This window comes from Rhizobium sp. WYCCWR 11146 (assembly GCF_013591995.1).
GTDB classification, from domain to species: domain Bacteria; phylum Pseudomonadota; class Alphaproteobacteria; order Rhizobiales; family Rhizobiaceae; genus Rhizobium; species Rhizobium indicum.
Genome location: NZ_JACCEY010000043.1, coordinates 59278 through 79380 on the forward strand (window position 1 = coordinate 59278; position 20103 = coordinate 79380).

The 20103-nt window shown below is 60.1% G+C and carries 21 protein-coding genes and 4 tRNA genes; 6 read left to right on the forward strand and 19 right to left on the reverse strand.

Annotated features, from left to right (window positions below; translation table 11 throughout):
* Window positions 1-77: 77 nt before the first annotated feature.
* The 8 genes from nusG to HX899_RS33430 form a co-directional block, all read right to left on the reverse strand.
* Complete coding sequence (gene nusG, locus HX899_RS33400; RefSeq protein ID WP_003547516.1) at window positions 78-608, reverse strand: transcription termination/antitermination protein NusG; 531 nt, start codon at window positions 606-608, stop codon at window positions 78-80.
* Window positions 609-625: 17 nt separating this feature from the next.
* Entirely contained in the window at window positions 626-826 is a 201-nt protein-coding gene (gene secE / locus HX899_RS33405) for a preprotein translocase subunit SecE (RefSeq protein ID WP_003547514.1), read from the reverse strand.
* Window positions 827-1021: 195 nt separating this feature from the next.
* A tRNA-Trp gene (locus HX899_RS33410) sits at window positions 1022-1097 on the reverse strand.
* A 168-nt stretch (window positions 1098-1265) separates the two neighbouring features.
* Window positions 1266-2159: an NAD(P)-dependent oxidoreductase gene (locus HX899_RS33415; RefSeq protein WP_017960033.1), complete on the reverse strand. Its 894-nt coding sequence runs from the start codon at window positions 2157-2159 to the stop codon at window positions 1266-1268.
* A gap of 169 nt (window positions 2160-2328) precedes the next feature.
* Window positions 2329-2463 carry a hypothetical protein gene (locus HX899_RS35515; protein ID WP_003547509.1) on the reverse strand — a complete coding sequence of 45 codons (135 nt, stop codon included), beginning with the start codon at window positions 2461-2463 and terminating at the stop codon, window positions 2329-2331.
* Window positions 2464-2665: 202 nt separating this feature from the next.
* On the reverse strand, window positions 2666-3841 hold the full coding sequence (tuf, locus tag HX899_RS33420; protein ID WP_020049533.1) for an elongation factor Tu: 1176 nt from the start codon (window positions 3839-3841) through the stop codon (window positions 2666-2668).
* Window positions 3842-4189: 348 nt separating this feature from the next.
* Window positions 4190-4263 (reverse strand) — tRNA-Gly (locus HX899_RS33425).
* A 24-nt stretch (window positions 4264-4287) separates the two neighbouring features.
* A tRNA-Tyr gene (locus HX899_RS33430) sits at window positions 4288-4372 on the reverse strand.
* 201 nt (window positions 4373-4573) lie between these two features.
* Between HX899_RS33430 and rlmB the strand changes: the two genes are divergently transcribed.
* From rlmB to HX899_RS33445, 3 genes are all read left to right on the forward strand, one after another.
* Entirely contained in the window at window positions 4574-5464 is an 891-nt protein-coding gene (gene rlmB, locus HX899_RS33435) for a 23S rRNA (guanosine(2251)-2'-O)-methyltransferase RlmB (RefSeq protein WP_138328198.1), read from the forward strand.
* 328 nt (window positions 5465-5792) lie between these two features.
* Window positions 5793-5951: a hypothetical protein gene (locus HX899_RS33440; RefSeq protein WP_003558513.1), complete on the forward strand. Its 159-nt coding sequence runs from the start codon at window positions 5793-5795 to the stop codon at window positions 5949-5951.
* Window positions 5952-6015: 64 nt separating this feature from the next.
* Window positions 6016-6153 carry a hypothetical protein gene (locus tag HX899_RS33445; RefSeq protein ID WP_171599488.1) on the forward strand — a complete coding sequence of 46 codons (138 nt, stop codon included), beginning with the start codon at window positions 6016-6018 and terminating at the stop codon, window positions 6151-6153.
* 146 nt (window positions 6154-6299) lie between these two features.
* Here the strand turns inward: HX899_RS33445 and HX899_RS33450 are convergent, their stop codons facing one another.
* Window positions 6300-6719 (reverse strand): hypothetical protein, encoded by a 420-nt coding sequence (locus HX899_RS33450; RefSeq protein ID WP_171599487.1) that lies wholly within the window; start codon window positions 6717-6719, stop codon window positions 6300-6302.
* A 110-nt stretch (window positions 6720-6829) separates the two neighbouring features.
* Window positions 6830-6905, reverse strand: a tRNA-Thr gene (locus tag HX899_RS33455).
* Between the two features lie 158 nt (window positions 6906-7063).
* Between HX899_RS33455 and HX899_RS33460 the strand changes: the two genes are divergently transcribed.
* Genes HX899_RS33460 through HX899_RS33470 form a run of 3 tightly spaced genes read left to right on the forward strand, consistent with a single transcriptional unit; the run spans window position 7064 to window position 9416 of the window.
* Entirely contained in the window at window positions 7064-7837 is a 774-nt protein-coding gene (locus HX899_RS33460; protein WP_017993642.1) for an NAD kinase, read from the forward strand.
* Between the two features lie 4 nt (window positions 7838-7841).
* Complete coding sequence (locus HX899_RS33465; protein WP_171599463.1) at window positions 7842-8357, forward strand: hypothetical protein; 516 nt, start codon at window positions 7842-7844, stop codon at window positions 8355-8357.
* A 33-nt stretch (window positions 8358-8390) separates the two neighbouring features.
* Window positions 8391-9416: a dienelactone hydrolase gene (locus tag HX899_RS33470; RefSeq protein WP_171599462.1), complete on the forward strand. Its 1026-nt coding sequence runs from the start codon at window positions 8391-8393 to the stop codon at window positions 9414-9416.
* A 69-nt stretch (window positions 9417-9485) separates the two neighbouring features.
* Here HX899_RS33470 and dhaL (HX899_RS33475) read toward each other — a convergent pair whose 3' ends face one another.
* From dhaL (HX899_RS33475) to prfB, 9 genes are all read right to left on the reverse strand, one after another.
* Window positions 9486-10142, reverse strand: coding sequence for a dihydroxyacetone kinase subunit DhaL (gene dhaL / locus HX899_RS33475; RefSeq protein ID WP_138387531.1), 657 nt, complete (start codon window positions 10140-10142; stop codon window positions 9486-9488).
* A 61-nt stretch (window positions 10143-10203) separates the two neighbouring features.
* On the reverse strand, window positions 10204-12306 hold the full coding sequence (locus HX899_RS33480; RefSeq protein WP_181294462.1) for a bifunctional sugar-binding transcriptional regulator/dihydroxyacetone kinase subunit DhaK: 2103 nt from the start codon (window positions 12304-12306) through the stop codon (window positions 10204-10206).
* 155 nt (window positions 12307-12461) lie between these two features.
* Entirely contained in the window at window positions 12462-13112 is a 651-nt protein-coding gene (gene dhaL, locus HX899_RS33485; RefSeq protein WP_138387533.1) for a dihydroxyacetone kinase subunit DhaL, read from the reverse strand.
* A gap of 14 nt (window positions 13113-13126) precedes the next feature.
* Entirely contained in the window at window positions 13127-14122 is a 996-nt protein-coding gene (locus HX899_RS33490) for a dihydroxyacetone kinase subunit DhaK (RefSeq protein ID WP_181294463.1), read from the reverse strand.
* Window positions 14123-14144: 22 nt separating this feature from the next.
* The gene (locus HX899_RS33495) at window positions 14145-14915 is read right to left on the reverse strand and encodes an SDR family oxidoreductase (protein WP_011651407.1); all 771 of its coding nucleotides are present in this window, start codon (window positions 14913-14915) and stop codon (window positions 14145-14147) included.
* A gap of 58 nt (window positions 14916-14973) precedes the next feature.
* Window positions 14974-15960 (reverse strand): substrate-binding domain-containing protein, encoded by a 987-nt coding sequence (locus HX899_RS33500; RefSeq protein ID WP_181294464.1) that lies wholly within the window; start codon window positions 15958-15960, stop codon window positions 14974-14976.
* Window positions 15961-16048: 88 nt separating this feature from the next.
* Entirely contained in the window at window positions 16049-17053 is a 1005-nt protein-coding gene (locus tag HX899_RS33505) for an ABC transporter permease subunit (protein ID WP_181294465.1), read from the reverse strand.
* Window positions 17054-17096: 43 nt separating this feature from the next.
* Window positions 17097-18575, reverse strand: coding sequence for a sugar ABC transporter ATP-binding protein (locus tag HX899_RS33510; protein WP_181294515.1), 1479 nt, complete (start codon window positions 18573-18575; stop codon window positions 17097-17099).
* A 340-nt stretch (window positions 18576-18915) separates the two neighbouring features.
* Window positions 18916-20047 (reverse strand): peptide chain release factor 2 gene (gene prfB, locus HX899_RS33515; protein ID WP_012756997.1). Its coding sequence is split into 2 segments (ribosomal slippage): window positions 18916-19977 and window positions 19979-20047, totalling 1131 coding nucleotides; the frame shifts between segments, so codons are not numbered across the junction.
* Between the last annotated feature and the right edge of the window lie 56 nt (window positions 20048-20103).

The following is a 20103-nucleotide window of genomic DNA, read 5'->3' on the forward strand; positions in this document are numbered from 1 at the left end:
GACCCCTCACCTTCCACGCGGGTGCGGACAAGGTCCGCAGGAAACAGGCCGCAAGGGCCAGCTTCCAGTTTCTGCAATCAGACCTTCTCGACCTGAGCGTATTCCAGCTCGACCGGCGTTGCGCGGCCGAAGATCGACACTTCCACCTTCAGGCGCGAACGTTCTTCGTCCACATCCTGAACCGTGCCGTTGAACGACGCGAACGGACCGTCGGAAACGCGGACCTGCTCGCCGATCTCGAAGGTAATGGAGGCCTTCGGCCGCTCGACACCTTCCTGAACCTGACCGAGAATGCGCTCGGCTTCATAATCCGGAATCGGAACGGGCTTATTGTCGGAGCCGAGGAAACCTGTGACCTTCGGCGTATTCTTGATCAGGTGGTAGGCTTCGTCCGTCAGATTGGCACGAACCATGACATAGCCCGGGAAAAACTTGCGCTCGGAATCGACCTTGCGGCCGCGACGCACTTCCACCACCTTTTCAGTCGGCACGAGGATCTTCTCGAACAGATGCTCAAGCCCCTTCTGGCGAGCCTTGTTCTCGATGTCTTCAGCCACCTTCTTTTCAAAATTTGAATATGCGTGGACGATGTACCAACGTGCCGCCATTTTCATTTCCACCCGTATCAGTTGCCGGTATTCAGCACGAAGCTCAGAGCCCAGCCGATCAGCTGGTCAGCGGCAAAGAAAAACAGCGCGGCGAAAACCACCATCACCAGCACCATGACCGTCGAGATCATGGTCTCGCGGCGCGACGGCCATGTAACTTTGGACGTCTCGGAGCGAACCTGCTGCAGAAACGCAAACGGATTGGATTTGGATGCCATCGACTGCCCACGCAATTACGGCGCGTAAAGCTGAAACTATCAGCCCCACGCACCGCGTGTCTGTTGAACCCTAAATAAACACCGATTTCCGAATACACAAGGGGGAAACCGAAGTTTAACGAAATTACTTACCACCAATCAATCCCCGACCGGAAATGCAGCGAGCATGTCCGCGCTGTCCCGCATCCAGGAAAATGGCAGGGGCAGTAGGGCTCGAACCTACGACCTGCGGTTTTGGAGACCGCCGCTCTACCAACTGAGCTATACCCCTTCATACCGATCATTCAGCGCCTGAGCCAAGGCCCGCAAATCGCTGCTGAAAAGCATGGCGCTCCCTTTAAGACGACGACACGGGATTGGCAAGCACGATTTTCGATTTTCAAAGCCATTCTCCTGATATGCGAGCGATCGGCCTTTCAATCGCGGAACGACGGTCCGTTCAGACCTTCACATATTTCCGCCAATCGTGCTCTTCCTTAAAACCCAGCACCTCGCGGATCTTGCGGTTGGAGAGCAGGCCCTCATATTCGCCGATCTCGCGGGTGAAGGGCACGTTCGGGAAGAATCGTTTCGCAAGCTCCTTCGATGGCGTATTGGCAGAGACGGTGTCGTTGGCAGCGTTGAAGACCTGGTAGCCGAGACCGTCCTTCTCGATGCAGAGATGGCAGATCTGCCCGAGGTCGCGGGCGTCGATATAGCTCCAGGCGATGCGCTTGCGCATCTCGGGATTGGCGAAATAGGTCGGAAACTTCTCGTACTCGTCAGGCTCGATGACGTTGCCGATGCGCAGCGCATAGATGTCGAAGCCCGAACGTTCGGCAAAGGCGCGCGCCGTCTTTTCGTTGACCACTTTGGAAAGGCCGTAGGAATCCATTGGATTGACGTCGTAATCCTCCTCCAGCGGGAACTGGTGGAAATCGCGATGGCCTTCGGCGAAGCAGACGCCGTAAGTCGTCTCGCTCGATGCGACGATGATCTTCCGGATGCCGAGCTTCACCGCCGCCTCGATGACATTATAGGTGCCCATCGTGTTGATGCGGAAGGTTTCGTTATCGGGCTTGATCAAGATGCGCGGGATGGCGGCGAAATGCACGACGGCGTCGAAGGGCTGCACGCCCCTGCCCGCGTCGAGATCGGGAAAATCGCGATGCATCGAGAGCGCGTTGAAGACCTGACCGCTATCGGTGATGTCGGCGATGAGATTGGTGACGCCGGGGCTATCCAGCGGCACGAGATCGAGGTTGTGAACCTCGTAACCGGCATTGACGAGCCACGGCACCGCATGGCGACCTGCCTTGCCCGAACCGCCGGTGAATAGAATACGTCTCTTCATGGAATATCCTCCGCGTCATGAAATCGGAGGCATAGATAGACGCTTCCGCGCGAAGAGCAAGCGAGCGTCCTGCAAGGGTTCACCCCCGCGTCGCCAGAAGCCCTATCCGGGAGCACCTGGCCGATCATTTCCGATCACCGCAGAACCCTGCGATGCTCGGCAAAGGTCATCACTTGACGACACTTACCTCGCCAATCTGCACGACGGCAGACTGAACAACTTCTTGCGGAATTGCAGCGATGAAAAACATCGTGAAAACATACATCGCGAATATCGTCGCAGCGAATGTGGCCTTTGGAATCATCCGGGCTCTCCTCTTTGCAAGGAGGAGTCTGGACTACAATGGTCCAATCACAAACCGGTTTCTGAACGTGAGATGAACAAAATACTGTGACAGGCCAACTTAACGATATTTTTACAACACCTGTTAAACCTACAGGAAGCCATGAAAATGAAAAACCCCGCTGTTTCCAGCGGGGTCTTCATAATTGCGGATAACTCGAAAGTTACTCGACGATCGACGCGACGATACCGGCGCCGACGGTGCGGCCGCCTTCGCGGATAGCGAAGCGCAGCTTTTCTTCCATCGCGATCGGAACGATCAGCTCGACCGATACCGTGACGTTGTCGCCCGGCATGACCATCTCCGTGCCTTCCGGCAGCGTTACGATGCCGGTCACGTCGGTCGTGCGGAAGTAGAACTGCGGACGGTAGTTGGTGAAGAACGGCGTATGACGGCCACCCTCTTCCTTCGTCAGGATGTAGGCTTCAGCCATGAACTTCTTGTGCGGCTTGACCGAACCCGGCTTGCACAGAATCTGGCCACGCTCAACGCCGTCACGGGTGACGCCGCGGATCAGCGCGCCGATGTTGTCGCCAGCCTGGCCCTGATCGAGCAGCTTGCGGAACATTTCAACGCCGGTCACCGTCGTCTTCGTCGTCGGGCGGATGCCGACGATCTCGACTTCTTCGCCAACCTTGACAATGCCACGCTCGACGCGGCCGGTCACAACCGTACCGCGGCCAGAGATCGAGAACACGTCTTCGATCGGCAGCAAGAACGGCAGGTTGATCGGACGCTCAGGCGTCGGGATGTAGGCGTCGACAGCAGCCATCAGTTCGCGGATCGCGTCTTCGCCGATCTTCTTGTCCGAATCTTCAAGGGCAGCAAGTGCCGAACCCTTGACGATCGGGATATCGTCGCCCGGGAAGTCGTAGGACGACAGCAGTTCGCGAACTTCGAGCTCGACCAGTTCGAGAAGCTCGGCGTCGTCAACCTGGTCGACCTTGTTCAGGAACACCACGATTGCCGGAACGCCGACCTGGCGAGCCAGCAGGATGTGTTCGCGCGTCTGCGGCATCGGGCCGTCAGCGGCCGAGCACACCAGGATCGCGCCGTCCATCTGGGCAGCACCGGTGATCATGTTCTTGACGTAGTCGGCGTGGCCGGGGCAGTCGACGTGGGCGTAGTGGCGGGCCGGCGTCTCGTATTCAACGTGAGCCGTCGAAATCGTGATGCCACGCGCCTTTTCTTCCGGAGCCGCGTCGATCTGATCGTACGCCTTGTACTCACCGAAGTACTTCGTGATCGCTGCCGTCAGAGACGTCTTGCCGTGGTCAACGTGGCCAATCGTGCCAATGTTGACGTGCGGCTTGTTGCGCTCAAACTTACTCTTTCCCATTTGAATGCTTCCTGTGAACGAAAATGGTGGCCCCGGCGAACCGGTTTAGTGCCGCCGTTTAAGGCTTTCAGCGACATTGCGCAAGACTTAATTGCAGACGCCAAACTTGGCCTGACAGCGCATATGGGAGACAATTCGCCGCCTGCAAGGCGATTCGCCAAAGCCCCCTCGAAAATCGCTGAAATCTTAGAGAAAATCGCATTGACCGCCGGAGACGCGCTATAGACGTTCGGCGTAGAGCGCCCTTCCCCACCAGTCGATAATCGCAATCGTCAGCTTCTTCGCCAGCGCCGGAGATATCTCGGGGACTATCACAGCAGCGGTCGAATAAAGTAGCGTAACGGAAACTGGAGCGGGTAGCGGGAATCGAACCCGCGTATTCAGCTTGGAAGGCTGCTGCTCTACCATTGAGCTATACCCGCGGGGTGGTCCGATCCGATGACGAATGGTGGAGAGAGTTGGATTTGAACCAACGTAGGCTGAGCCAACGGATTTACAGTCCGTCCCCTTTAACCACTCGGGCATCTCTCCAGTTTTCGTCCGGATCGCAAGACCAAGTTCGTCAGACTTCGAAGCGTTGCTGCCCGTCGTCTGCGCCGCGTATATGACCGGAGCATTTCAGTCTGTCAACACGATGACAACGGAAAAAACACGAAAAATTTCATTCACCACCGAAAGCCGGCATATGAAAGAAAGCCTATGCGGCAGCGAGCGCCATGGCTATAAAGCTGCATGAGCAAAGACAACAAATCCGGCGGCAAGACCGCGACAGACCCATCTGCCAAGGATACGCATTACGCCACTCTGCGGCGCGCCCACCGCGACGCCAAGCGCGAACGCGGGGAGATTCCGACACCTCAGCCGCAGAAGCGAAAGCGCGGCGGCGAAGACTGGAAGCCGCCGGCGCTTGCGCCCGACCAGGTGCATCTCTATGGCCTGCATACGGTGCGCGCAGCGCTCGACAATCCCGAGCGCAAGAAGATCAAGCTGTTCGTGACTCAGAATGCGCTGGCGCGCCTCGAAGTCGACCTCGAGGCGCTCGGCATTCCCTTCGAGATCGTTTCGCCGCAGGAGATCGACAAGGTGCTCGGCCCCGAGGCGATCCATCAGGGCGTCATGCTGGAAACACGGCCGCTTCCGGTACGCCGGCTCGAAGCACTGAAGGAAAGTCCTCTCCTGCTCGTCCTCGATCAGGTGACCGATCCGCACAATGTCGGCGCGATCATGCGCTCGGCCGTCGCCTTCAATGCCGGCGCGGTAATCACCACGCAGCGACACAGCCCGACCGAATCGGGCGTGCTCGCCAAGTCCGCCTCCGGCGCGCTGGAACTGATACCTTATATACAGGTCACCAATCTCGCCGATGCACTCGGTGAATTGCACAAGCTCGGTTTCTCCACCATCGGCCTTGATTCGGAAGGGCCGGCGCCACTCGAAGGCACCTTCTCGGGCCAGAAGGTGGCGCTCGTGCTCGGCTCCGAGGGCAAGGGACTTCGGCAGAAGACGCGGGAAACCGTCAACGCACTTGCCCGTCTCGACATGCCGGGCTCGATCAAATCGCTCAACGTCTCGAATGCGGCAGCAATCGCGCTTTATGCGGCGCGGCTTCACCTGAAGGCATAGGCTGGCCCGCAGCAAGGGCAGCCGGTCGATCCGTCCATCGGCCTGCGCGCCGTATCGCCTGCATAGGCCACTTCGACGGGATAGACGATCATCCGTGACGTACAGCGCCGCGCGTCTTTTCAGACGCGCTATCGATTCGGATTTAAGGAATTATGCAGGAGTTCGATGCGGCGCGACAAATGGAAAAGGACACGGACAACGCTCGTGCAACGCCCGACCGATGCCGGAAAAATCCACTTTTGCCTTGGAATGACGCCCTGGAGCACTATGATCGGGCGACGACCGGTTGTTGCGACCGGCTCACAAGCAAGAAGGAACGATCCCTATCATGGCCATTCGACCGCTGATTTTCGGTATCCTCTTCATCGCGGTCTTCGTCGTGATTATCATCAGCATCATTTGGGTGGACACGTCGCACCCCATCCACCAGCCCGATCCTCTCTCGCCGACGGCGCCTGGCCCCGCGACGCCGGGCCAGGTGCAATAATACTTGCAGGAACGCGGACGGAGATCATGCGTTAATCCCGGAATCGAACGAGGATTGAACGCTTATGCGCATAATGATCGCCGTCGTCGCCTTCATGATCGCCTCCGTACTCAGCATCGCGATGATGTCGCCCTCCGGCGCCGGACAGACCGGCAATGGCGACAGGATCGAGGCGAGCGTCAACGAACCCCTCACTCATTAGAACAGGATGACTTTAGGCCGGCTCGGCCTAAAATCTGAATCCTGTTCTAAAAATAAATAGTGGGAGCATGATGTCGTCCGAAAACCGATCACACTTTTCGGCATCATGCTCTAAAATAACGGCCCGGATGATCCGGGCCGTTATCGTCAGCTGCGGTAGAGCCAGAACGGCATGCCGCGATCGCGATGGCGCCAGTCGCGGCGTTCCTGCCAACGCTCGGCACGCCACCGCCGCCCGTGACGGCGATCATCGCGCCAGTCGGACCGGCGCCAATCGCGCCCATCGCGCCAGCCACGATCATCCCGGTCGCGATCACGTCGCCAGCCACGGTCGTCGTGGTCGCGATCACCTCGCCAGCCATCACGAATTTGAACGATGTCGCCCTGCGCCGTCACCGCCGGCCGCTCGGCCGGCATGGCGGCCGCCGGTGCGACGGACGCGAAAGCCGCGCCGACGGAAATGGTTGCGGCGAGAAAGAGATGTGCGAGCTTCATGGCTATTTCCTCATTGATGATGAGGCGAAGATAAGCGGGCGCGGCTGAATTGGCGGTGAAGCAGCCCTTCACGCGCGGTTCATCGAGCGATATGAACCTTCTGAAAAGTCTGCTGGTGCGATTGAGCGCAACAGCGTCGAACCCAGACTATGGACTAGCAAACGGTATCGCGCGGAAAAGAATGGTGCCCCCGGCAAGGTTCGAACTCGCGACCCCCTGATTACAAATCAGGTGCTCTACCAACTGAGCTACAAGGGCAATAATTGCCCAACTAACAGATTCTGTGATTCTGTAAAGGGAAAATCCGCGTCTGCGTGGACTGGTCGGCTGCGGCTCAAAACGCTTCGCGATAGAAAACGTCCTTGTCGCACAAGGCCTTTATCCTTTAGCTAGGGCAGCATCATAAAGGGCATTGCATGGGCCGTTCATTTCAGACGCTTTCCTTTCTCGCCTCACCAACGACGGAGGCGCTTGCCGCGCGCGAGGAGTTGATTGGTCTCTATGGTGACGTACCGGCTGACGAAGCCGACGTCATCGTCGCGCTTGGCGGCGACGGTTTCATGCTGCAAACGCTGCACAACACCATGAACTCCGGCAAGCTGGTTTACGGCATGAATCGCGGCTCGGTCGGCTTCCTGATGAACGATTATCGTACCGATCGGCTTCAGGAGCGCATCTGTGTCGCCGTCGAAAACGTCTTCCGGCCATTGCAGATGACGACGGCCAACGCCGACGGCACCAACTCGACGGCGCTCGCCATTAACGAGGTCTATCTTTTTCGCCAGTCCTACCAAGCCGCGAATCTGAGGGTCATGGTGGATGGGCGCGTGCGTCTGGAGGAACTGATCTGCGACGGGCTGATGGTCGCGACACCCGCCGGATCGACGGCTTATAATCTTTCCGCCCATGGCCCGATCCTGCCGCTCGAGGCGCCGCTGCTCGCCATGACGCCGGTCAGCGCTTTCAGGCCGCGGCGCTGGAGGGGCGCTCTGCTGCCGAACAAGGTAACCGTCGATATCGACATTCTCGAGCCGGAGAAGCGGCCGGTGAATGCGGTGGCCGACAATACCGAGGTCAAGTCGGTGCTGCATATTCGCATCGCCCAGTCGGAGCATGTCACGGCGCGCATTCTGTCTGATCCCGACCGCTCCTGGTCCGACCGTATTCTCGCCGAGCAGTTCAAGGATTGAGACGATGGCAATGCGACGGATATTGATGACCAGCCTCCTGCTTGCGGGATGGAGCGTCACAGCAGAGGCCGCGCCGGCGCAGGATGCCCTCCTGCCGGCATCGGTGATTTTCGCGACCAGCACCGGCTATTGGGAGGACGACGGCAACGCACCTGATGTCGAGCGGGCGCCGACGGGCGCCGAGAGCGTTGCCAATCCCGAGGGAGAGGCCGCGCAGCGCCGCGGCTATTACAAGCTCTTTGCCGTGCGCCAGCCGGACAGGACCTCGAAGGTCTATCTGCAGCAGATTGCCCAGACCGAGACCGGCCCGGCGATCGCCTCGACCATCGAGTTGCAGGAGTTCAGCGACCTGAAACCTTACGTGACCGATATACGCCCCGAGAATTCGAACGGCATCATCAAGCAGCCGGGGCTCTTCGCCACAGTCTATCTGAAGACCGACCCTGCGGCGGAGCCGGATGGCTGGACCGTGCTGATCGACGAATTCGGCGACATCACCGTCGAGAAGGCGACGAATTAACGGCTGGGACGTGTTCAAAGGGGCATCCAAGAGATGACACTGGGCTTTCGCGACGGCGTCCTCTACGACGAGAAGAGGTCGAACTGGGACGCCGCCGGCCCCAGACCCATCCGTTGGTCCCTCTGGTATCCCGCCGCCGATGACGCGCAAAGCGACGTCCCGGAAAGAAGCTGGTTCCAGAAGGCGGCCGTCGCCCGCAATGCACCCATCCGATCGGAGGCCGAGCCCTATCCTCTCTTGCTGTTGTCGCATGGCACCGGCGGATCCGCGGCCGGACTGGAGTGGCTGGCGCGACGCCTGGTCGATCGCGGATTTGCGGCGCTCGGCGTCAGCCACCACGGCAATACCGGCATCGAGCCCTATCGCGCCGAAGGCTTTGCCTGCCTTTGGGAGCGGGCGCCTGATCTAAGCTACATGCTCGACCACCGCGACGAGTGGCTCAGCGATCTCTCTGGCCATATCGATACGAACAGCGTCTTCGCAGCCGGGTTTTCGGCCGGAGCTTATAGCGTGATGCTGCTTCTTGGGGCTGTCGCCCAGTTCTCGCAGTTCGAACCGTCCAGGATGAAACCGGGTGGCGCGCGCGGACCAAGGGAGTTTCCCGACCTTGCCGATCATATCCCGGCATTGCTGCGCACCAGCGATGTGTTTCGCGATTCGTGGGGCCGCATGTCGAAGTCCTACCGAGATGACAGAATCAAGGCCGCCCTCATCTGCGCGCCGGGCCGGTCCGTTCTCGGCTTCAGCGAGGAAAGCCTGAAAGCTGTCGATGCGCCTGCCCTTGTCCTGGTCGGCGATGCCGACACGGCGGCACCGGCCGAAGAATGTTCATCATGGCTGCATGCGCGGCTCCGGCGCAGCGCTCTTAAAATCTTCGGCGGCGGCCTTGGGCATTATGTCTTCGTGCCAGAGGGTACGGCGCTGGGCCTTGCCTTTGCGGCAGAACTTTTTACCGATCCCCCGGGCATCAAGCGCACAGCAGTTCATGACGAGATTGCCGATCTGTCGGCAGCGCTGTTTCAAGACAGCAGCCTCATCGCGGAAAAGGTCACGAATTGAGGATGCCCTCGGAACGAAGACGTATTTGCACCGCGCAGGTAACCCTGCATGTGAATCCTGTCGCCGCTCCTACTCTTTCACCCTGTCGCCGGCGAAGGTTTCCTTCATCGCGCGCAGGATGATGACTGCCGAGGCCGCGCCTGGATCGATGTGTCCGAGCGACCTCTCGCCGAGCCGGGCCGCCCTCCCCCGAGTTGCAACCATCGAACGGGTCGAATTCGCGCCGGTTTCGGCCGCCGCCAATATGCTGGTCCACATTTCGAGGCTACCGGCCGCCCGCGCCCGTGCAGTGACGGCGGCTTCCGTCGCGGGAATCCAGGCATCGAGCATCGTCTTGTCGCCGCGCTGGCCCTTTCCACGCTCCCTGATGCCGGCCGTCATCGCTTCGACGATCGCCGCCTGATCGGCAGTTGAAAGGTGTTCGTCCTCTTTCAGGACCTGGGCGGCCCTGCGAAATGCCGTGGCGTAAAGCGGTCCCGTGGATGCACCGACGGCATTCAGAAAGGCTGTCGCCGCCGACGTGAACACCTCTGATGGAAGCATGTGGTCGAGGTCGAGTTTCGCGAGTTCCCCGTTCACCGCCGTGAAGCCGAGCACCATGGTAATTCCATGATCGGCGTCACCGATAGCCCCGTCCAGATCCGAGAGACGGTCCTTCTCCGCTGCGATCGCAACGGAGATGCGATGAAACATCCTGCTGAGGTGGCGCGCCGCGCTTTCCGACATCATGATCCTCCCAGTTCGAGCAGGATGCGGCCCGTGTCAGCCGGGCGCATCTCTTATACCTTCAGTTCGCGACCCGCAGGAACGCGGTATCGCAAGGATGATGCAACAATTCCGTCAATTCCTGATCGAGGTGCAAGATCGATATGGATGCACCGACCATATCGAGCGAGGTGCAATAGTGTCCCACCCAATTCGCTTCTATCGCGATGCCTTTCGCACTCAGCCGCTGCTCGACACGCCGGAAGAGAATATAAAGCTCCATCAGCGGCGTTGCGCCGAAGGAATTGACCAATACTGCGACGCGGTCGCCCGATGCCGGCTTCATTTCCGCGAATATGCGATCCATCACCCGATCGGTGATTTCATCGGCGGTCATCATCTTTTCGCGAATGACGCCAGGTTCACCATGGATGCCCATGCCGATCTCGATGTGGTCGGGGCCAATTTCAAAGTTGTGGCGACGGGTCTGGGGAAGCGAGCACGGTTCCAATGCAACGCCCATCGTAAATGTCCGTGCGTTGGCCTTGCGCGTCGCCGTTTCGCAGGCGGCAAGCGACAGGCCGCGGTCGCAGGCCGCTCCGGCGACCTTGAAGATGAAGAAATTGCCGGCGACGCCGCGCCGGCCCTCCCTGTCTTCCAGCGGCGATGAGGCGATGTCGTCCGTCGTCACGACCGTGCGGACCGCGATGTTTTCCTCCGCCGCCATCTCGGCTGCCATTTCGAAATTCATGACGTCGCCGGCGTAGTTGCCGTAGACGAAAAGCACACCCTCTCCGCCGGACGCCGCCCTGGTGCATTGAAGGATCGGGCCGGGAGGCGGCGACGAGAAGATATTGCCGACAGCAACGGCATCGGCAAGACCCTTCCCGACATAGCCGAAGAACGCAGGCTCGTGTCCCGTGCCGCCGCCGATCACAAGACCGACCTTGCCGGCGCGCGGTCCCGTCCGGGCAACGAGCGCACGGCGAGAACTGTCGACCGGCTCGAGATAGGCAGCGTGCGCCTTCACTGCCCCGTCGAGCATTTCCTCGACGACCTCGTCGGGATTGTTCAGAAATTTCTTGATGTGAGTGCGAAAACCGGTCGCTGGCGGCGGCGTGCCAATTTCGACCCTCGGGCGTTGCAAAAGCTTCTGGTCGACCTCCGTCACACCGTCCGCATGCAGGATGCCACGGCCCGTCGCGGCATCGGTGATCAGCACGTTGACGTAGCCGCCGCGAAGGGCTGCCAGGATTGCCGGTACCTTGTCGAAACCGCCGGCGACAGCGATACGCAGACCGATCCTCTTCAGCATGTCGAGTGATATTCCGATCGTGCGGTCGTCAAGCGGCCCGGCGACCGGGCGGCCCTGCCCGTCGATGAAACGTCCGGCGACGATGCCTGCGGCATCCTTCGCCAGATATTGCTGCAACGATACCGACTCGAAGAATCCGCTGGTATGGATGGTCGAATTCGGGCGCATGGAGGCGATACCGAAAATCACCTTGTTGGCGTGTGAAAGCGCCTCGAACTGACTTTCGATCAATGGCTCACGCAACAGGATATTACGGACATCCGGAGCGGATACGATCGCTGGAGATGCGATATTGATCAGCCGCGCGTCCACGGCATCGGCAAAGGCCGCTGCGCAAAGTTCGGGTGTATAGGCGAATGTCGCACTGGTTCCGCCGGTTGCCTGGACCACCGTGACGTCCTGCAGGCCGCTTATCGAGGTCTGCTCACCGACCGCCATGACCGTGCGGCCCCAGACGACGGCCAGCGTATCACCGGATTTCAAAAGCCTCTGCAGCGCCTGAGCGCCTGCGCGCCCGAGACGGTCGATGAGCGGGCGGGTATTGTCGTCGCTCGGAACGACGAGACAGTCCTGCAGACCGAAATGCCGTTTCAACTCCTGAGCAATCGTCAGCGAACTCAGGCGCGACGGCTCGATGGAGATATTGACGATACCGCGGGCGCGCGCATCGGCGAGATAACTGTTCACGGTTGCCCGCGAAATCCCCATGGTATCGGCAATGTCGCCCTGCGTCATGCCGTCCTCATAATAGAGCCAGCAGGCCCAGACATAGGGATCATCGCCAAACCGCAGCGGGATGGGCTCAGACGCATCGTCGGCGCTGTTTCGCACGCTACCGTTCTTCCGCGCTGATGATGTCTTGACGGTCATCCTGTCTGGCTTCCCTGCGAGGTTCAAATCGCCCGCGAAGATGAGCGTAAAGGCTCCGGTTTTCAACATTCTCCCGCACAATGATTTCCGACCGCCAAAGCGGCCGGAAGGTGATGCTCGGGAGGATCACGGGCTCTCACCAAAGCCCGTTGTTTTTATGCGGATGGCCGAAGCTTTGCCTCGACGCCAAGTGCGAGCGACTGGAGGATAAGCGCGCAGGAGGTGGCGCCAGCATCCAGAACGCCAAGCGAACGTTCGCCGAGCCTGCTTGCCCGGCCGATTCTGGCCACCAGGTCGCGGGTGCTGTCGCGGCCGGCCTCCGCGGCGGAAACGAGAATATTCAGCGATTCCGCAAACGACTTTCCATCGCTATTGGCCAGATCGAACGCCTCTATGGCGGGCACGAGCGTATCGAGAAGGGTCTTGTCGCCGACTTTCGCGGATCCGATCGCCTGAATACCTTCAAGACCATTGTGCAGCATTGCGCTGAACATCCCCGCATCGATCTGTACAGCCTTTTCAATCGTTTCAGCGAACTGAATGAACATGACGCCGTAGAGCGGTCCCATGGAGCCGCCGATTTCCGTCATCAGAACTGTGCCGAGCGTGTCGAGAGCTTCTGCGAGCGACATGTCTGCGCCCTTGATCCGTTCGGCTGCCATGCCAAATCCCTTGGCCATGTTAACCCCGTGATCGCCGTCGCCGATCTTGCCGTCGATCTCGCTCAAATAAGCGCGATTCTCGATGATCCGATCCGCGAGCGAGAAAACGATGTCGCCCGAGGACGCGTTGTCAAATTGCTGCATTCGCCTGTCTCCCATCAAGGCATTGCCGGGCAGTGGACATCGACGTCGAGTAGCGTCTTCAACTCATCGTCAAGCGCCATGACGGTCAGCGTCGCACCGACCATTTCCAACGAGGTGAAGTAATTTCCGATATAGGTCTTGCAGATTTTCAGTCCGCGCCCGGTAATCTCGGTTTCGATGGTGTCGTGAAGGATATAGAGCTCGTTCAAGGGCGTCGCGCCAAGGCCGGAGACGATGACGGCCACCTCGGTTCCGGATGCCAGGCCGTGATCGTCCAGAACGATCCTGGCCATTTCGCGTGCGACCTCGGCGGCAGGCTTCAGCGGCTCGACCCGGACCCCCGGCTCGCCGTGATGGCCAATGCCGACCTCCATCGTGCCCGGCGCAATCTGGAAGTTGGGATGCCCGACGGCGGGCAGCGTGCAGGGACCGAGGCCGATGCCGATGGAGCGGCAATTGTCGATCGCTCTTTGCGCTGTCGCCTGCACTTCCTCAATGCTCGCCCCCTGCTCAGCTTTGGCACCCGCGCACTTCCACATGAATATTTCGCCGGCGACGCCGCGTCGCTTCTCACGCTCATCCGGTCCGGCCGAACATACGTCGTCATTGGCGACGACGGTCGCGATCGTGATGCCTTCCTTGGCGGCGAGCTTGATCGCCATCTTCACATTCATGTTGTCACCGGCATAATTGCCGTAGAGGCAGACAACGCCGTTGCCGCCATTGGCTTCGCGCGCGGCATCGAGAAAACTCTTGGCCGTCGGCGACGAAAAGAGCTCACCCACCGCGACGGCATCCAGCATGTTGCGTCCGGTATAGCCGATAAAGGCAGGCTCATGGCCGGAACCGCCACCGGTGATGACGCCGACCTTGCCCGCGACGGGCGCATGGCGCGCAACGATGACGCGCGGATTGCCGTTGCCGAGCCTGACCATATCCGCATGCGCCTTGACGAAGCCCTTGACCGTATCCTCGACGACCTCGTCCGGATTGTTGATAAACCGCTGCATGGTTCCTCCTGTTTTCCGCGTGTCAGACAATGGTATAGCCGCCATCGACCAGAAGATCCGCGCCGTTGATCATCTCGGCGCCGCTCGATGCCAGAAACACCGCCGCCGCGGCGATCTCCTCGGGATAGGCGAAGCGTCCCGTCGGGATGCGCTTCTTCAGCTCCTCTCCGCGCGGATTATCCCAGGCCTTTCTTCCGAGCTCGGTCAGAACCACTGTCGGTGAAATCGTATTGACGGTTATGCCGTGTTTCCCCCACTCGGCGGCGAGCGTCTTGGAAAGGCCGATGACGCCGAATTTGGAAGCGCAATAAGCCACGTGCTGATCGATAGCGACCGTGCCGGCCTGCGAGGCGATATTGATGATCCTGCCGCCCTTGCCGGCCTTGAGCATGACCCGGCCGACAGCCTGAGAGACGAGGAACGTTCCCTTGAGATTGATGTCGATGGTTCTGTCCCAGGCCTCCAGGGTGAGATCCTCGGCGGGGGCGAGCATGGCGACACCGGCGCTGTTGACGACGATGTCGATATGGGCGAAGGCCGCCTGCGCCGCAGCGATGACGGCTTCCACCGATTGTGGGTTGGAAACGTCGCAGACGAAGGATTTCGCGCCATTTCCGAGGGCGTCGGCCTTGGATTTCGCGACCGTTTCATTGATGTCGATCACGCCGACGACCGCACCCTTGGCGGCAAATGCCGATGCGATGGCATCGCCGATGCCGGAAGCACCGCCCGTTACCAGGGCGACCTTTCCGCCCAGCGAAAAATTCAGATCAATCTGTTTTGAATCGGTCATGGATCTTTTCCCGGCCTGTCTGAGAAATGGGGCGGGCGAACCCGCCCCACCAAATGGATTATTTACGTGTCGCGAGCAGCTTGTCGACGTTGTCGGCCGTCACCGGCGTCCACGGCACATTGTAGTTCTTGTCCTTGCCGTCGTTCCACGGCATGTCCTTGTAGGTCGCCCAGATATCGGACTGCGGCTTGTAGTCGCCCTTCCTGGCGTGGAAGATGGCAAGGTCGAGAGCGCCCTGAGCCTGCGCACGTGCGTCCTGCAGGATCGACGTCATCTCGCCGGCCTTGACGGCGCGAAGAGCGTCGGTGATGCCGTCGATGCCCGCGATCGCAAAGCTCTTCTCGTCGAGCCCCGCAGCCTTGATCGCCTCGATGGCGCCGAGCGCCATCTCGTCGTTCTGGCCGATCACGCCGTTGATCTGTTTCGGGTGCGCGGTCAACCAGTTCTCCATCAGCGTCTGCGCTTCGGCACGTGACCAGTTCGCCGTCTGGTCTTCGAGGACCTTCACGTCAGGGCATTCGGCGAGCGCCTTCTTATTGCCTTCCAGGCGCGAGATCTGCGCGGACTGACCGACCGGGCCTTCGAGGATGACGACATTGCCCTTGCAGCCGAGCTTATCGAGGACGGTCTTGGCTTCCATGTAGCCCGAGATGGTGTCGTCGGAACCGACATAGGAGGTCAGCAGGTCGGAATTGACGCGGGTGTTCGAACCGATCACCGGAATGCCGGCATCCACCGCCGACTGTACGGCTGCTGCGCCCGCATCGACGTCGATCGGTGCAAAGATGATCGCATTGTATTTCTGCGTGACCATCGTCTTGAACTGATCCTGCTGAACCAGCGCGTCATAGCGACCGTCGAAAACGGTCAGCTCAACCTCGCCGCTCTTGACGGCCGGGTGCTCCTGCATCGCCGCCGCCCAGATCTGCATGAACTCCGCATTGAGGCCGTAAGGGGCTGCCCCGATCTTGATCTTTTCCTGGGCCACGGCCGACGAGGCCAGCAAGGCAGTCGCCGACGCAAGCGCAATCATAAGCTTTATCATTTCAATTTCCTCCACTTTAAGTTTTGGCGGCCGGCATGGCTCGCCTCTGCAACGGGCCAGCAAGGGCCGGCACGGTTTCCGATGGGGCTCAGGCCCCGTAAGTTCGCTTCTGGTCGAGCATCACAGCGCCGACGATCAGGGCACCTTTCAACACCTGCTGGTAGTAGGATTGGATCCCCATCAAATCGAGGCCGTTGTTCATGACGCCGATGATGAGCGCACCGATCAGCGTGCCCGTCACCCGGCCGACGCCGCCAGACAGACTTGTGCCGCCGATGACGACCGCCGCAATCGCGTCCAGCTCATAGGCAATGCCCGCCTGCGGCAAGGCCGACCCCGTACGGGCGCTGAGCAGCATGCCGGCAAGACCGGCAAGACCGCCGGAAATGACATAGACAGTGAAACGGATGCGGCCGATGTCGATACCGGAGGTCTTTGCCGCATGCGGATTGCCTCCGACGGCATAGATGTAGCGGCCGAAGCGCGTCCGGCTGAGGATCCACCAGGAAGCCGCGAAAACAACGGCGAGAATGATGACGGGGGCCGGAATGCCGAAGACATCGCCGGTGCCGATCCACCGGAAGGACGGCGTCAGCGCGGGAACCGGGCGACCGCCGCCATAGATCAGCGTCAAGCCGCGCGCGGCCGAAAGCATGCCAAGGGTGGCGACAAAGGCCGGAACGGAAAATCGCGAGACGATCGCCCCTGATATCGCGCCGCAGGCAACGCCGACCAGAATGCCGACCGCAAGTCCGATGGCCACCGGATAGGGCGCACCGGCAATCGCCGCCGTGGCAGAGGTCGTTGAGAAGCTGGCGCTGACAATGCCGGCAAGCGCCACGACGGAACCGACCGAAAGATCGATGCCGCGCGTCAGGATCACGAAAGTCATGCCGATGGCAAGCACGCCGTTGATCGAAGTCTGCAGCAGCACATTGGAAATATTGCCGCCGGTCAGGAAGAACTCGTTCGAGAACGAAAGGACCACCACGAGAAGCAGAAAAGCAAGAAAGATACCGTATTCCTGTATCAACAGCCGCCGCCGATCCGAACTGAACCAGCCGCCGGCATTGCTATCGTCGCTCTCTGACACTCTTGCTTGCTCCTCTGACGCCGTACGGATGACCTGATCCTGATCAGGTCGATAGGTGGACGAGTGATTGGGCATCCGTTTCCTCCCGGCTGTAAATTCCCGCGCTTCTGCCGGCGCGCATCACCATGATACGGTCCGCCATGCCCAGAACTTCGTCGATTTCCGATGAGATCATCACGACCGTTCCGCCAGCCGTGGCAAAATCACAGATGATGCGGTAGATTTCGCGCTTGGCGCCGACATCGACGCCACGTGTTGGCTCATCAAGGAGCAGCACCTTCGGATTGCGCAGAAACCATTTTCCGAGCACCACTTTCTGCTGATTGCCGCCTGACAGTCCCGAGACCGGCATGGTGTCCCGGGCGGCCTTGATCTGAAATTGCGCATGTATCCGGCGGCTGGCCTCGGCCTCGCGGCGGCGGCTCATGGCAAAGGAAGGGCTCATCTCCGGTAAGCTTGCCATGCAGATGTTGGCACGAACGGAGTCAGAGAGATTGAGGCCCGTGAGCTTGCGATCCTCCGTCACCAGCGCCAGGCCACTTGCCATCGCATCCGCCGGCTTCGACACCGAGATGCGGGCACCGTCGACGATGATCCTGCCGTCGGAAGATTTTTCGAGGCCAAAAAGGCAATTGAAGATCTCGGTTCGCCCCGAGCCCATCAGCCCGTAGATGCCGAAGATCTCGCCCTTGCGGGCGGAGAAGGAAATGTCCTCGATCTTGTTCGGGCAACTCAGCGCCGTAACCTCGAGGCCGGTTTCGGATGTCGGCGTGTTGGTCTTGACATATTCCTCGGCCAGTTCCCGGCCAACGATCATCCGGATGAGATCCGGACGGCTGATCTGCTTGAGATCTCCGCTGCCGACATAGGCGCCGTCGCGAAACACGGTATAGGAATCGGCGATCTGGAAGATTTCCGAAAGCCGGTGCGAGACATAGACGATGCCGCGTCCCTGCGCCTTCAGGCGCCGGATGGCCGCGAAGAGCTGCTGAGCCTCTTTCTCACCGATTGCCGAGGTTGGCTCATCCATGAAGATGACCTCAGCATCGTGGCTTAGCGCCTTGGCGATCTCGACGAGCTGCATCTGCGCAACGGAGAGGTTCATCATGTATTGGGTGGCGCGGATATCGAATTCGAGATCGTCGAGAAGCCCTTGGGCGGAGCGGTTCATCGTCCGGAAATCGATACCGCCGAAACGTGTCGAGGGCTCGCGGCCGAGATAGATGTTTTCCGCCACCGTCATGTGCGGAACCGGGCTCAGCTCCTGCTCGATGATGGCAATGCCGGAGGCGAGCGCGTCGGCGGGACCGGCAAAGTCGACGTCCTTGCCACGACGGCGGATCGAGCCAGCATCGCGATTATGGATACCCATGAGGATCTTGAGAAAGGTCGACTTGCCTGCGCCGTTACCGCCGCAAAGTGCGTGGACCGAGCCGGCGCGAAGTTCGAAGCGGCCGTCGCGCAATGCCGCGACACCACCAAAGGACTTCTTCAGCCCTTCCACATCCAGCAAAAGCTCCACCCTCTTCTCCTCCACACATGCACCGGCAACCGATTGGCGGGAGCCGATCGACATCGGTGATCTCCAGCCCCGATATCGACAATGACATTATTCGACATCGACTCGACAAATGTCAAGTCAGTGTCGAACATATAAATTCGAGGGCGGCTCAGCGGACCTTCCGCCGAAAACGTCAAGGCGATCGATCGTCTCGATGAGGTGAAATGATAAGTTCTTACGCCGAACCAGAGCTATGATCGCCTCGACGATCGAGCCGCTGAAGCGGGCAGGACTGCAGCCTTCCAAAACAAAAAAAGCCCCGTCTCCGGGGCTTTGTTATTTCAATCCATCGTCAATCCGATCAGTCGACATCCTCGACAACCGCGTCGGCGGCGCCGCTGATGCGGTGAGCGAGTGCTGCTTCCATGAACTCGTTCAGGTCGCCGTCGAGAACGTCGTCCGGCGCGCTGCTGGCGACGCCGGTGCGCAAGTCCTTGACCATCTGATAGGGCTGCAACACGTAGGAGCGGATCTGGTGACCCCAGCCGATCTCCGTCTTGGAAGCGGCTTCGGCACTGGCGGCGTCCTCACGCTTCTTCAATTCGGCTTCATACATGCGGGCACGCAGCATGTCCCAGGCCTTGGCGCGGTTCTTGTGCTGCGAGCGCTCCTGCTGGCACTGTACGACGATACCGGTCGGGATATGCGTGATGCGTACGGCCGAGTCGGTGGTGTTGACGTGCTGGCCGCCGGCGCCCGACGAACGGTAGGTATCGATACGGCAGTCGCTTTCGTTGATCTCGATCTGGATCGAGTCGTCGACAACCGGATAGACCCAGATCGACGAGAAGGAGGTGTGGCGACGCGCATTGCTGTCGTAGGGCGAGATGCGCACCAGGCGGTGCACGCCCGATTCCGTCTTCAGCCAGCCATAGGCATTGTGGCCCTTGACGAGCAGGGTCGCGGACTTGATGCCCGCCTCTTCGCCGTCATGGACTTCGAGAAGCTCGACCTTGAAGCGCTGGCGTTCGGCCCAGCGGGTGTACATGCGCAAAAGCATGTTCGCCCAGTCCTGGCTTTCGGTGCCGCCGGCGCCGGAATGGACTTCGAGATAGGTGTCGTTGCCGTCAGCTTCGCCGGAGAGCATGGCTTCCACCTGGCGGCGCGCGGCCTCGGCCTTCAAGGCCTTCAGCGTATCCTCGGCTTCCTTGACGACGCTCTGGTCGCCCTCTTCCTCGCCAAGCTCGATCAGCTCGATATTGTCGTTCAGCTGCTGCTCAAGCTGCTTGACGCCGTTGATGCCGTCATCGAGCTGCTGGCGCTCGCGCATCAGCTTCTGCGCTTCGGAAGCGTCGTTCCAGAGGTTCGGATCCTCTGCCTTGTTGTTCAACCAGTCCAGCCGTCTTATCGCCTGGTCCCAGTCAAAGATGCCTCCTCAGCAGGGTGATAGCCTGCTTGGTTTCATCGACCACGTTTTCGATTTCCGCTCGCATTTTCCTGCTTCTCTGTCTCGGTCTTCTTCAGGTGCTGGTGACATAGAGACGCCCGC